The organism is Hymenobacter ruricola, assembly GCF_015694525.1.
Taxonomy (GTDB): Bacteria; Bacteroidota; Bacteroidia; order Cytophagales; family Hymenobacteraceae; genus Hymenobacter; species Hymenobacter ruricola.
On sequence record NZ_JADQDM010000015.1, the window covers coordinates 1 to 12205 of the forward strand.

The following is a 12205-nucleotide window of genomic DNA, read 5'->3' on the forward strand; positions in this document are numbered from 1 at the left end:
CCGTGCAGGTGCGCGACGCGCTGGGCCGCGCCGTGAGGCCGGAGCAGCGCCTGACGGTGGCGCCCGACGGCACCGGGGCCGCCCGCCTGCCCCTGGCCGGGCTGGCGCCCGGCGTGTATGCCGTGCGCGTGCAAGTGGCCGGCACGTCTTTCACCAAAAAGCTGGTGGTGGAGTAGGCCTGGGGCAGCGTGCCCGCAGGACGTAAAAAACCACAGAACGTCCTACTGAGCGCAGCCGAAGCATCTCGCGGGTGGTAGTAATCCAATCGTCAGGAATACCATTGCACGCGAGATGCTTCGGCTGCGCTCAGTAGGACGTTCTATTGTTATAGGCCTGTTCTGACGCCGCCGGGCTACGGCTTAGGCCTGGGGCGGCGAGCCCGCGGGGCCCTGGTCGCCGCCCTTGCCTTTGCCCTTGCTGCCTTTGCCCTTGCTGCCCTTGCCGCCGCTGCTGCCCACGCGGCGGGCGCGCTTGTAGGCGTCGTAGAGGGGGCGGTTGAGGAAGCGAAAGACTTCCATGGGCTTGTCGAGCTCGTAGACTTGCTGCATGAGGTCGGCCAGCAGGTCTTCGGCCGATTGATTGCCCTCGCTGCGTTGGTCGATGAGGCTGGCCGTGCTGCGCACGGTGCCGGCAAAGGCCGTGTGCAGGCCCCGCATCTGGGCCAGCACGGCCTTGCTCAGGCCGTAGGGGGCCAGCGCGGCGGCGCGGGCGTCGGCGGCGGCAAAGAGGTCCCGGCTCACGTCGCGCAGCTCTTCGGGCTTCATTTTGTCGAGCTGGCGGGCGCTGAGGGTGGCGTGGGCCAGCAGGGCGGTGTCGTGGGTTTTGGTGGCGATGCTGCGCAACGGGCCCAGCAGGGCCGGCAGCACGGCCAGCAGGTCGGCGCGGGCGGTGGTGGCCTGCTCGGTCACGGGCTTGGTGTTGACGGGGGTGCCGCCCACGGCCGCGGTGAGCAGGGCGTAGGCCGGGGCGATGTCGGCGGCTTCGGCGGCGGCCACCTCGCTGGCGCCAATGGCTTCGCCGTTGTCGTCGATGAATTTGACCAGCACCGTGGTCATGGCGTATTGTTTTTCCTGGGGGGCATCCATACAAACAAAAGAAAGAGGTGGCGTCGGCCGGCCTGGCGCTTCCAGGCGGCGCACAAGTGTACTGATTTTCCGGCACTTTCCACCTAGGCTTGCAAAAAGCACGCAGACCCGGCTTCGGACGCTCACGACCCAGCTTCGGACACTCACGACCCGGCTTCGGATGCTCACGACCGCGCTTCGGACACCTGCGACCGGGTTTCGGACGCTCACGACCGGGTTTCGGACGCTTGCGACCCGACTTCGGACGCTTACGACTCGGCTTCGGACGCTCACGACCGGGCTTCGGACGCTTGCGACCGGGCTTCGGACGGCTCGGGCTAGGTTTCGGACGTATCGTAGCCGCGCGCTGGTCCGGCGTCCCGTTCGTTCCGCCGCGCCCAACCCTTTGCCTCCGCGCGCGGTTTCTTCCCGACCTTTGCCCCCACTTATGGACCCCACCACTTCCGCCACCAAAACCGGCCAGGTCTTCGACTGGGCCGTGCTGCGCCGCCTGCTGGCCTACGTGCGCCCCTACCGGCGCGTGTTCATCGGCCTCATTGTGCTCACCATCGCCACGGCGGTGCTGGGCACGCTGCGCCCCTTCCTCATCCAGCGCATGGTCGACGTGAGCATCGAGCAGGGCGACATGCAGGGACTGAACTTCATGTTTCTCTTGCTGCTGGTGTTGCTGGTGGCCCACGCCGGCGTGAGCTATTTGCAGACGTACTACGGCGGCTGGCTGGGCCAGTACATCGTGCGCGACATCCGCACCGACCTCTACCGCCACCTGCTCGGCCTCAAGCTCAGCTTCTTCGACCGCACCCCCATCGGCGTGCTCGTGACGCGCAACATCTCGGACGTGGAAACCCTGTCCGATGTGTTCAGCGAGGGCTTGGCGGCCATGGTGGGCGACATCCTGCAGCTGCTCTTCATCATGGCCTTCATGTTTTGGATAGACTGGCGGCTGACGCTGGTGAGCCTGTCGGTGATTCCGCCGCTGCTGTTCAGCACCTACGTGTTCAAGGAGAAAATCAAGGGCTCGTTTCAGGACGTGCGCACGGCCGTGGCCAAGCTTAATAGCTTCGTGCAGGAACACCTCACGGGCATGAACGTGGTCCAGATTTTCAACAACGAGGAGCGCGAGTTCCGCAAGTTTGAGCAGATAAACAAGGAGCATACCGACGCCAATATCCGCTCGGTGCTCTACTACAGCATTTATTTCCCGGTAGCGGAGGTGCTGGCTGCCATCGGCGTCGGTTTGCTGGTGTGGTACGCGGCCCAGGGCCAGATTGAGGGCACCATCTCAAAGGGCGCGCTCATTGCCTTCATCATGTACAACGCGCTGTTCTTCCGCCCCATCCGCCAGATTGCCGACCGCTTCAACACCTTGCAGCTGGGCCTCGTCAGCACCGAGCGCCTGCTCAAGCTGCTCGACAACCAAGACATCATCGCCACCACCGGCACCTACGCCCCGGCCGAAATCCGGGGCGACGTGGAGTTCAAGCACGTCCGGTTTGCCTATAATGAGCCCGAGTGGGTGCTCAAAGACATCAGCTTCCACGTGAAGCCCGGCCAGACCATTGCCTTTGTGGGCGCCACCGGCGCGGGCAAAACCAGCATCATCAACCTGCTGAGCCGCTTTTACGACATCCAGGAAGGCAGCATCTGCATCGATGGCCGCGACCTGCGCGAGTACGACCTGAGCCTGCTACGCCGCCAAATCGGGGTGGTGCTGCAGGATGTGTTCCTGTTCGCCGGCTCCATCCGCGACAACATCACGCTGGGCAACAAAACCATTACCGACGCGCAAATCTGGGAAGCGGCCGACCTTGTGGGGGCGCGCCGCTTCATCGAGCGCCTGCCCGACGGCCTCGGCTACCCCGTGATGGAGCGCGGCGCCACGCTCTCGGTGGGCCAGCGCCAGCTCATCAGCTTCGTGCGGGCCATGGTGTACCAGCCCCGCGTCATCGTGCTCGACGAAGCCACCTCCTCCGTCGATTCCGAAACCGAAGAGCTCATCCAGTCGGCCATCGAAAAGCTCATGCAGGGCCGCACCTCGCTCGTCATCGCCCACCGCCTGAGTACCATCCAGAAAGCCGACAACATCATCGTGCTCGACAAGGGCGAAATCAAAGAAACCGGCACCCACGAGGAGCTGCTGCGCATCGAAGGCGGCTACTATGCCCAGCTGTACCGCATGCAGTACGTGGTGGCGAACGAGTCGTAACCCCTGCGCAAAACCACCGTCATGCAGAGCGGAGCGAAGCATCTCTACCTCGATAGTAATTCTCTCGATTGAGTTAGTATCAAGGTAAAGATGCTTCGCTCCGCTCTGCATGACGGCCTATTATCCACCCAGATACCATGACCCGTTACCTTTTTCTGGCCATCATCCTGCTCACCCTCCTGGCGGCCGGCACCTACGCCTACCTCGGCGGCACCCGCAGCCCCCAAATAGCCCTCGAAACCAGCGCGGCGCCGCTCTACCTGGCCGGCCAGCCCTACCACGGCGCCGTAACGGGCGACGCCTTCGGCCGCCTGTTTCGCCAGGCCAAAGACGCCCAGGCCCGCCTCGGCGGCGACCTCGCCAACCTCTACCTCAACGACCCCGAGACGGCCCACGACACCATCACGGCCTTCATCGGCCTGGCCGTGGCCGACACCGCCCGGCCCCTGCCAGCTGGCTTCCGCTACCGCTTTGTGCCGGCCGGGCAGCGCGTGGTGGCCGCCCGCCTGCAGGGCGTGAGCTACCTGCTGGCCCCCAACAAGCTCTACCCCGCTGCCCTCGACGCCATCAAAAACCAGAAACTCACCCAGCGCGGCAATTTCTACCTGGAGCGCTTCGGGGCCAACGATGCCTCCGAAGTCTGGATTGGGGTGAAGTAGCCCGGCCTACTTCCGGCGGGGTGGGGCGTCGGGCAGCGAGACGCCCAGGCTCAATGTGTAGGCCGAAAACTGGTTGAACGTACCAAAGGAAGCCCCGCCGTTCCACTGCCGGTAGCCGCCGCGCAGGGTCAGCCAGGGCGCGTTTTTGCTTTTCAGCTTGTAGGTGGCGGCCAGCCCCACCTCGCTGACGGGCGCCGCGGTCATCGCAATGCGCTCGGCATGGGTGCAGCCGCAGCCCCCGCCTTTCACCGACACCTGCCGGGCGTTGTCGTAGAGGTTGGCGCCGCCCAGGCCGGCCCCGGCCTGCACCGCCAGCCGCCAGCGGGTGTTGTCCTTCAGCAGCAGGTTGGTGCTAAAGGTGACGCTGTAGAGCATTACCCGGGGCTGGGCGGCGCCGGCGTACACCTCGGCCGGGGCGCTGGCCACCGGCATTTCCGCCGTTAGCGTGCCGCGCAGCCCCGCGCTCCAGCGGGGCCCCACCCAGTAATACCCTTCCAGGTCGAAGCCCGCGTAGGGCGTGCCCCGGCGGTCAGTGGCGCCTAGCAGGCCCGCGTAGCCGGCCCAGCGGCCCGGCACCAGCGGCTTGTCCACCGCGCAGGAGTCGCGCTTCTGATGGCAGCTGTGGTAAAAAGCCGGCGAATAAAACGCATGGCATTGGGCCCGCGCGCGGGGCGCTCCAAGAGCGGCGCCCAGCAGCGCCAGTAGCGTAAATGTGGTTTTCATGGGCTCTGGGGTAAATGATTTCCTGAAAATACGATTTAAAATGATTTTCTGAACTCATAAAAAAGCTCTGGCTGCTTTCGCAGCCAAGACTCTGCGCCAAGGCCCGGATTCCCTATTCGCGGCCGAAATAGTACGTGCCGCCGAACTGCAACTGGCTGAAGCCGAAGGTGGCGCCGAAAGTACTCGTTTCAGACTGGTGTCCGGCCGGCGTTACAATGTTGAGGCCAGTAGGGAAATTGTAATCGAACTGGCTATAGCCGAGCGAACCAATAGAAGCGCTGAGGCCAAGTTTCGCGATGGGAAAAAATACGATAGCAGGCGTGACGCTAGCATAGATGCCGGAGCCCTTTAGTTCGAGTACGGTCGTGCCGTTGCCCCCATTATCGTACCCATACGCGTTGGACTTCTGATAGCCCGCGCTCAATGTGCCTAATATGCCAAATTGCGCACTCAGCAGTTTATAGTATTGAAAGTACGGGCCTATTTGCAACGTTATAGTAGCGGGAAGCGCTTCCCGTGGTGGGCTCGGGGCGGAAGTAGTGGATACATCCTTAGATGCCTGATAGCCAAGATTAACCCCGACCGCTATATTGTCAGCAATGAAGTACCCCACTACTGGCGAAAAAATAAAGCGCGTATTTGTCGTTTCAAATGAATATGTGGTTGTGGAGATGGGAATGGTGTTGACATTATTGGAGGTATTGGTCGTATTTGTAGTAGTGCGGCTGTAGCCCACACTGCCACCCAGCGAAACAGTGCCGGCCTCGATGCTTTGGCCCCATGCCGCTTGGATGCTGGCAGCTAACAGGACAAGGAACCCTATTTTTTTCATGCGAAAAAGGTAGAAAATCGGTGATGCTATAAAAGTACAGCCTGTTGCACCGGCTAATCGGGCCCTCTCTTTATTTCTCCGTATTAAAACGGAGCCGCACGTACGCATCTGCCGAACAAGTACTGAATTCCGCCGCAACGGCCGCCCAAACAGAAACCCTGCCCGGCGCAGGCAGTACAGCTTGAAGTCCTGCCGGACTTTCGAAAAGAAAATGCTTTTTTTCCAGAGCCGGCTCTTTCCACATTTATTTAAAGGAGGTCACCATGCTAGCAATGGAATTCAGGGGTCCCAAAAGGGTCCGCGCCGTTCAAAAACCCATGCCCACCATCATGCATCCCGAGGATGCTATTGTGAAGGTGCTGCGCTCGTGCATCTGCGGGTCCGACCTGCACCTGTACAACGGCAACGTGCCGGACACCCGCGTCGGCACGACGTTCGGGCACGAGTTCATCGGCGAAATCGTGGAAGTCGGTGCCGAGGTGACCGAAGTAAAAGTGGGCGACCGCGTGATGGTGCCCTTCAACATTGCCTGCGGCCGCTGCATCTTCTGCAAGGAAGGCATGTACGGCAACTGCCACGAATCCAACTCCGAAGCCACGGCCGTGGGCGGCATTTTCGGCTACTCGCACACCGCCGGCGGCCACAACGGCGGCCAGGCCGAGTACGTGCGGGTGCCCTACGCCAACTTCGGCCCCACCATCATCCCGCCCACCATGGACCTAGATGATGCCGTGATGCTTACCGACGTGACGCCCACCGGCTACCAGGCCGCCGAAATGGCCGGCATTCAGAAGGGCGATACGGTGGTAGTATTCGGCGCTGGCCCCGTGGGCATCATGGCGGCGCGCTGCAGCTGGCTGTTCGGCGCGGGCCGCGTCATCATCATCGACCAATACGACTACCGCCTGGAGTTTGCCAAGAACTTTGCCAAGTGCGAAGCCTATAACTTCCGCACCGACATGGACGACCCGGTCGAGTTCATCAAAAAGCAAACCGACTGGATTGGGGCCGACGCCTGCATCGACGCCGTGGGCGCCGAAGCCGCCGGCAACGCCATGCAAACCATCACCGGCCGCAAAACGCTGTTGCAGGCCGGCTCGGCCACGGCCGTGCACTGGGCCATCAACTCGGTGCGCAAGGGCGGCGTGGTGTCCATCGTGGGCGTGTACGGCCCGACGGACAACCTCGTGCCCATCGGCAACGTGCTCAACAAAGGCCTCACCGTGCGGGCCAACCAGGCCTCGGTGAAGCGCCACCTGCCCCGCCTCATCGACCACGTCATGAACGGCATCCTCAAGCCCAGCCTGCTGCTCACGCACCGCATTCCGCTGGAAGAAGTGGCCGACGGCTACCGCATTTTCTCGGCCAAGCTTGACAATTGCATCAAGCCCGTGCTCATCCCCCCCACCGCCAACAGCTAAGGCCCCGCTATCATGGAAAAAACCGCCCAAGACTTCGCTCACATCCCCGGCTGGGGCATCGATAACGACCCTCGCAACGAGCCCACCTATCCCATGCGCCAGCGCAACGGCCAGGAGCACGAGGGCTACACCTGGCAACGGCCGGAGCAACAAGTGCCCGACCGCGAAATCCTGCACTCCACCGAGCGGCCCAATCTGGCCGCCGTCACCGGCAACTCCCCGGCGCCTTCCGGCCTGAGCGGCATGATTCGGCGCTTCGCCTTCAAGTACAGCGAAAACGAGTACCTGCACTGGCTGCCCCTGCTCATGGCCGACAAAGTGAACGTGGTGGAAGGCATCATTGAAGACCTAACCCACGGCACCGTGCCCAACATCTGGGCCGAAAAAGGCTACCCCGCCGAGTGGAAGCACGACAAAAAGGGCATGATTGTGAAGCTGGCTACCTTCGCGGCCGTGGTGGGCGGTGGCATCTTCCTGCTCACCCGCAAAGGCGACAAGCCGCGCCGCCGGGAGCTAGGCCGCCGTTACGCTTCGGCCAGCCGCTAGCGGGTAGCCAAGCGGTTTTTGGAAGAACGTCATGCTGAGCTTGTCGAAGCATCTCGCGTGCTATGGTAATCATTTACTAAAGCGCGCGAGATGCTTCGACAAGTTCAGCATGACGTTCGATTACAAACCCATATTAATCTGCTTAAAAGCCAAAAGGCCCGCTGAACTTCTGTTCAGCGGGCCTTTTCAGTTTGTTTTCGAGTCGGGGTGGCAGGATTCGAACCTACGGCCTCGTCGTCCCGAACGACGCGCGCTACCGGGCTGCGCTACACCCCGAAAGCCGGCCGATGGGGCGACCGGTTTTCTAGTTTCCAATTTGCGGCCGAAAAAAGCCCCCGAACCCGAAAGTTCGGAGGCTTTGTGAGCGGCTGCTCTTCCGTCGGAGTGGCAGGATTCGAACCTACGACCTCCAGCACCCCATGCTGGCGCGATACCAGGCTACGCTACACCCCGATTGGTAATTGGAGCGACAAAGGTAAGACTTTTTTTGAGAGCGGTGCAAGCCGCGCCCAAAGAAAGTTTCGTAAATAATGCCTCGGCGGTTATTGCCGCCGCCATCTAGAAGCTCTGTGCCCTTGAAGCGGCCCCAGAATTGCTTAGCTTTACATAGGTCGTTTTACTCCATCCTGCTCTTATCCTACTTATGAAAAAGTTATTACTATTTGTGCTTGCCAGCGCCCTGGGTTCGGGGGCTGCCTACGCGCAAACTCCTGCCCCGACCGCCGCTCCCGCGGCCAAAGAAGAAGCCATTTTGCCTAATGGTGCAGTGGCCGCGCCAGCCCCCGCTGCGGCTCCCGTAGCCGCTGCCAATCCGGGCCTCATCGCCCCGGCCCCCGAAACGCCCGCCGCCAACCCCAACGCCATTAAAGTAAAAGCCGAGTCGGCGGCGGGCAAGCTCACCGTGAAAACGGACAACCCCGGCCCCACCCGCGTGGAAGTATCCGACGCCGGCGGCCGCCCCGTCATCACCCACACCATGCTCAATGGCCAGATAGCCGCCGTGCTCAACGTGAGCCAACTGCCGGCCGGCGCCTACATCGTGCGCTGCACCGCCTACGAGAAAACCGGCATGCGCCGCGTGATGATAGGGCAGTAACCAGCTAGCCCCGCGGCTGCAGCAAGTCCCACTTGTTGCCGTAGAGGTCCTCAAACACGGCCACGTGGCCGTACACTTCGCTGCGCGGGGTTTCCAGAAAATGGAGGCCCCGCGCTTGCATTAGGGGGTAGTCGCGCCAGAAGTCATCGGTATGCAGGAACAGCCACACGCGGCCGGCGCCCTGCTGCCCACGCCGCGTTTTTCTTCCTCGGTTTTGGCTTCGGCCAGCAACAAGCCGCAACCAGCCGGACCGGGCGGAGTGACAACTACCCAGCGCTTGCCTCCGCCCAGGTTTTGGTCGGCCGTTAGCTCGAAGCCCAGCACGCTGGTGTAGAAGGCAATGGCCTCGTCGTAATCACGAACGAGTAGGGTGACGTGGGCCAAACGTTGGTTCATGAGATGTAGCCTGGACTCTGTGAGTCCGGGCATAAAAGGTTGGTCATGCACAGACAAGCGCGGACTCGCAGAGTCCACGCTACGACCCTACGCTTCTTCCGTTTGCAGCTGCCGCTCGTACAGTGCCCGATACAACCCATCAGTTTCCGCCATCAAAGCATCGTGGGTGCCGTGCTGCACAATCACGCCATCATCGAGCACCAGGATTTCATCGGCCAGCTTTACCGAGCTCACGCGGTGCGAGATAATGAGGCTGGTGCGCGCCGCCATGATGCGCTGCAGGCTGCCGAGAATGGCGTTTTCGGTTTTGGTGTCAACGGCGGACAGGGAGTCGTCGAGAATCAGGATTTTCGGCTCTTTCACCAGGGCGCGGGCCATGCTCACGCGCTGTTTCTGGCCGCCGGAGAGCGTGATGCCGCGCTCGCCCACTTTGGTGTCGAAGCCCTCAGGGAAGGCCAGGATGTTTTCGTACACGTCGGCATCTTTGGCCGCTTGCAACATCCGGGCTTCGTCGGGTTGGTCGAGGCCGAAGTTGATGTTGTTGCGGATGGTGTCGGAGAAAAGGAACACATCCTGCGGCACGTAGCCCACCTGACCGCGCAGAGCCGTGAGGGAGTAGTCGCGCACGTCGGTACCGTCCACGCTGATGGCGCCTTCCGACACGTCGTAGAGGCGGCAGAGCAGCGCGGCCACCGTGCTTTTGCCCGAGCCCGTGTTGCCGATGACGGCCAGCGTCTGGCCCGGCCGCACGCGGAAGCTCACGTCTTTCAGGGCCTGAATGCCGGTGTCGGGGTAGGTGAAGGACACGTGGTCGAACACGATGTCACCGGCCAGCTCACGCGCCACATTCTGGCGCGAGACGATGTCGGTTTTCTGGTCCAGAAACTCGTTGATGCGCGCCTGCGAAGCTTCGGCCCGCTGCACCAGCGAGGACGTCCAGCCCAGGGCCGTGACCGGCCAGGTCAGCAGGTTCACGTAAATCAGGAACTCGGCGATGGTGCCCGTGGTGATGGTGCCGCGAATGACTTCCTGCCCGCCCACCCACACGGTGATGAGCGTGCTCAGGCCGATGAGGAACAGAATGAGCGGAAAGAACAGCGAGTTAACGAAGTTCAAACTCAGCGACTTCTCCTTGTACTCGTTGCTGGCTTTGGCAAACTGCTCGTGCGAGTCGGCCTCCCGCACGAAGGATTTCAGCACCCGGATACCCGAAAAAGCCTCCTGCACGAAGGTGGTCATGCCCGACAGCGCCTTCTGGATTTCGTCGGACTTCCGCTCAATCAGGTTGTTGACGTAGAAGATGCTGACCGACAGAATGGGCAGCGGCAGCAGCGTGTAGAGCGTCAGCTTCACGTTCACGAGGAGCATGAGCGGCACGATGAGCAGAAACAGCAGCACCAGCTGCAGGAAGTACATGATGGCTGGCCCGAGGTACATGCGCACGCGGCTTACGTCCTCGCTGATGCGCGACATGAGGTCGCCGGTGCTGTGGCGGCGGTAGAAGCTGAGCGGCAGCGACTGGTAATGCAGGAAAATCTGGTTCTTCTGGTCGTTCTCGATGTGCCGCGACATCACGATGAGCGTCTGGCGCATGAAGAACAGGAAGATGCCGCGCAGCAAGGCCAGGCCGATGATGAGCAGGCCGTAGAACAGCACGTTGCGGCCGAACAGCTGGTACACGCCGCTCTGGGCCTGCGTGCCGGCGTAGAGGTGGTAGAGGTCGATGCCCTCGTTCACCAAATCGAAGGCGTAGCGCACGAGCTGGGCCGGAAAAATGGCCAGCAGCGTGCTCAACGCCACAAACAGCACCCCGGCGAGGAAATGCCACTTGTAGCGGTAAATGAAGGGATTGACAGCGGAGAGGGCGCGCACGGGCTGGGTGGGAAAGGGGCCGGTTCGGGAAAATTGGGGTACTTTTGCGGCCTGAAAGAGAAACTAGAACGTCATACCGCGTATGGTCATGCAGAGCGGAGCGAAGCATCTTTACCGCGGTAGTAAAATGAATTACGTTGCGCGGTAAAGATGCTTCGCTCCGCTCTGCATGACGTTCCGGCTTTTGCGTATAAGACCCAACAAAGTTACGCTGCACTGTTCCCAACCCATCCCACAATTCCCACCAACCCCATTCACTCATTCCCATGATTGAAGCCCAAACCCTGGCCCCCGAGGCCATTTTCGGCCAGATTGCCGAGCACCAGCACGAGCAAGTCGTGTTTTGCCACGACCACGAGACGGGCCTGAAGGCCATTATCGGCATCCACAACACTGTGCTGGGCCCGGCCCTGGGCGGCACCCGCATGTGGCACTATGCTTCCGACATGGAAGCCCTCAACGACGTGCTGCGCCTCTCGCGCGGCATGACCTACAAGGCCGCCATCTCGGGCCTCAACCTGGGCGGCGGCAAGGCCGTCATCATCGGCGACGCCAAAACGCTGAAGACCGAAGCCCTGCTGCGCAAGTTTGGCCGCTTCGTGAAAAACCTGAACGGCAAGTACATCACGGCCGAGGACGTGAACATGACCACCAAGGACATGGAGTACATCCGCATGGAAACCAAGCACGTGGCCGGCCTGCCCGAAAGCATGGGCGGCTCCGGCGACCCCTCGCCCGTCACGGCCTTCGGCACCTACATGGGCATGAAAGCCGCCGCCAAAAAGGCCTTCGGCTCCGAGAGCCTGGCCGGCAAGCGCATTGGCGTGCAGGGCGTGGGCCACGTGGGCACCTACCTGCTGGAGCACCTGCAGAAGGAGGGCGCCAAGCTCATCGTGACCGACTACTACGAAGACCGCGCTTTGGAAGCCGCCGCCCGCTTCGGCGCCAAAGCCGTGGGCCTGGACGACATCTACGACCAGGACATGGACATCTACTCGCCCTGCGCGCTGGGCGCTACGCTCAACGACGACACCATTCCGCGCCTGAAGTGCCAGGTGGTGGCCGGCTGCGCCAACAACCAGCTCAAAGTAGAAAACCAGCACGGCCCCGAGCTGGTGCGCCGCGGCATCGTGTACGCCCCCGACTTCCTCATCAACGCCGGCGGCCTCATCAACGTGTACTCTGAAGTGACGGGAGCCAGCCGCCAGGGCGCCCTCACCCAAACCGAGAAAATTTACGATTTCACCCTCCAGGTGTTGGCGAAAGCCGAAGAAGAGCACTCGCACCCGCAGGCCGCCGCCATCAAGCAGGCCAAGGAGCGCATTGCCAACGTGGGCAAGGTGAAGTCGACCTACTAAAGGAATTATGA

The 12205-nt window shown here is 61.9% G+C and carries 11 protein-coding genes, 2 tRNA genes and 1 pseudogene; 7 read left to right on the forward strand and 7 right to left on the reverse strand.

What is annotated here, in order from left to right:
• Positions 1-8: 8 nt before the first annotated feature.
• Positions 9-176: a T9SS type A sorting domain-containing protein gene (locus I2H31_RS25840; RefSeq protein ID WP_394368976.1), complete on the forward strand. Its 168-nt coding sequence runs from the start codon at positions 9-11 to the stop codon at positions 174-176.
• 183 nt (positions 177-359) lie between these two features.
• On the opposite strand, the gene I2H31_RS20130 is transcribed toward I2H31_RS25840, so the two are convergent.
• Positions 360-1085, reverse strand: coding sequence for a hypothetical protein (locus tag I2H31_RS20130; RefSeq protein WP_196294854.1), 726 nt, complete (start codon positions 1083-1085; stop codon positions 360-362).
• Positions 1086-1512: 427 nt separating this feature from the next.
• Between I2H31_RS20130 and I2H31_RS20135 the strand changes: the two genes are divergently transcribed.
• Together I2H31_RS20135 and I2H31_RS20140 are read left to right on the forward strand one after the other, a co-directional pair.
• Positions 1513-3291, forward strand: coding sequence for an ABC transporter ATP-binding protein (locus I2H31_RS20135; RefSeq protein WP_196294855.1), 1779 nt, complete (start codon positions 1513-1515; stop codon positions 3289-3291).
• A gap of 137 nt (positions 3292-3428) precedes the next feature.
• Positions 3429-3950, forward strand: coding sequence for a hypothetical protein (locus I2H31_RS20140; protein WP_196294856.1), 522 nt, complete (start codon positions 3429-3431; stop codon positions 3948-3950).
• A 6-nt stretch (positions 3951-3956) separates the two neighbouring features.
• Here I2H31_RS20140 and I2H31_RS20145 read toward each other — a convergent pair whose 3' ends face one another.
• Both I2H31_RS20145 and I2H31_RS20150 read right to left on the reverse strand, forming a co-directional pair.
• On the reverse strand, positions 3957-4673 hold the full coding sequence (locus I2H31_RS20145) for a hypothetical protein (RefSeq protein WP_196294857.1): 717 nt from the start codon (positions 4671-4673) through the stop codon (positions 3957-3959).
• A gap of 112 nt (positions 4674-4785) precedes the next feature.
• Complete coding sequence (locus I2H31_RS20150; RefSeq protein ID WP_196294858.1) at positions 4786-5505, reverse strand: hypothetical protein; 720 nt, start codon at positions 5503-5505, stop codon at positions 4786-4788.
• A gap of 263 nt (positions 5506-5768) precedes the next feature.
• Between I2H31_RS20150 and I2H31_RS20155 the strand changes: the two genes are divergently transcribed.
• Together I2H31_RS20155 and I2H31_RS20160 are read left to right on the forward strand one after the other, a co-directional pair.
• The gene (locus I2H31_RS20155) at positions 5769-6926 is read left to right on the forward strand and encodes a zinc-dependent alcohol dehydrogenase (RefSeq protein WP_196294859.1); all 1158 of its coding nucleotides are present in this window, start codon (positions 5769-5771) and stop codon (positions 6924-6926) included.
• Between the two features lie 12 nt (positions 6927-6938).
• On the forward strand, positions 6939-7472 hold the full coding sequence (locus tag I2H31_RS20160; protein WP_196294860.1) for a hypothetical protein: 534 nt from the start codon (positions 6939-6941) through the stop codon (positions 7470-7472).
• Between the two features lie 202 nt (positions 7473-7674).
• Here the strand turns inward: I2H31_RS20160 and I2H31_RS20165 are convergent.
• Together I2H31_RS20165 and I2H31_RS20170 are read right to left on the reverse strand one after the other, a co-directional pair.
• Positions 7675-7748, reverse strand: a tRNA-Pro gene (locus tag I2H31_RS20165).
• Between the two features lie 103 nt (positions 7749-7851).
• Positions 7852-7925, reverse strand: a tRNA-Pro gene (locus tag I2H31_RS20170).
• 190 nt (positions 7926-8115) lie between these two features.
• Here I2H31_RS20170 and I2H31_RS20175 point away from each other — a divergent pair.
• The gene (locus I2H31_RS20175) at positions 8116-8568 is read left to right on the forward strand and encodes a T9SS type A sorting domain-containing protein (protein WP_196294861.1); all 453 of its coding nucleotides are present in this window, start codon (positions 8116-8118) and stop codon (positions 8566-8568) included.
• Between the two features lie 4 nt (positions 8569-8572).
• On the opposite strand, the pseudogene I2H31_RS20180 reads toward I2H31_RS20175, so the two are convergent.
• Both I2H31_RS20180 and I2H31_RS20185 read right to left on the reverse strand, forming a co-directional pair.
• Positions 8573-8997 (reverse strand): annotated as a pseudogene (locus I2H31_RS20180) (VOC family protein).
• 54 nt (positions 8998-9051) lie between these two features.
• Positions 9052-10836, reverse strand: a complete 1785-nt coding sequence (locus I2H31_RS20185) for an ABC transporter ATP-binding protein (protein WP_196294862.1) — start codon at positions 10834-10836, stop codon at positions 9052-9054.
• 266 nt (positions 10837-11102) lie between these two features.
• Here I2H31_RS20185 and I2H31_RS20190 point away from each other — a divergent pair, with 266 nt between their 5' ends.
• Positions 11103-12194: a Glu/Leu/Phe/Val dehydrogenase gene (locus I2H31_RS20190; RefSeq protein WP_196294863.1), complete on the forward strand. Its 1092-nt coding sequence runs from the start codon at positions 11103-11105 to the stop codon at positions 12192-12194.
• The last annotated feature ends 11 nt before the right edge of the window (positions 12195-12205 follow it).

What these genes read in the sequence shown, in the direction of transcription:
- I2H31_RS20190 (WP_196294863.1), top strand. Translation starts at nt 11,103, where the DNA reads ATGATTGAAGCCCAAACCCTGGCCCCCGAGGCCATTTTCGGCCAGATT.
- I2H31_RS20155 (WP_196294859.1), top strand. Translation starts at nt 5,769, where the DNA reads ATGCTAGCAATGGAATTCAGGGGTCCCAAAAGGGTCCGCGCCGTTCAA.
- I2H31_RS20160 (WP_196294860.1), top strand. Translation starts at nt 6,939, where the DNA reads ATGGAAAAAACCGCCCAAGACTTCGCTCACATCCCCGGCTGGGGCATC.
- I2H31_RS20135 (WP_196294855.1), top strand. Translation starts at nt 1,513, where the DNA reads ATGGACCCCACCACTTCCGCCACCAAAACCGGCCAGGTCTTCGACTGG.
- I2H31_RS20130 (WP_196294854.1), bottom strand. Translation starts at nt 1,085, where the DNA reads ATGGATGCCCCCCAGGAAAAACAATACGCCATGACCACGGTGCTGGTC.
- I2H31_RS20175 (WP_196294861.1), top strand. Translation starts at nt 8,116, where the DNA reads ATGAAAAAGTTATTACTATTTGTGCTTGCCAGCGCCCTGGGTTCGGGG.
- I2H31_RS20150 (WP_196294858.1), bottom strand. Translation starts at nt 5,505, where the DNA reads ATGAAAAAAATAGGGTTCCTTGTCCTGTTAGCTGCCAGCATCCAAGCG.
- I2H31_RS20145 (WP_196294857.1), bottom strand. Translation starts at nt 4,673, where the DNA reads ATGAAAACCACATTTACGCTACTGGCGCTGCTGGGCGCCGCTCTTGGA.
- I2H31_RS20140 (WP_196294856.1), top strand. Translation starts at nt 3,429, where the DNA reads ATGACCCGTTACCTTTTTCTGGCCATCATCCTGCTCACCCTCCTGGCG.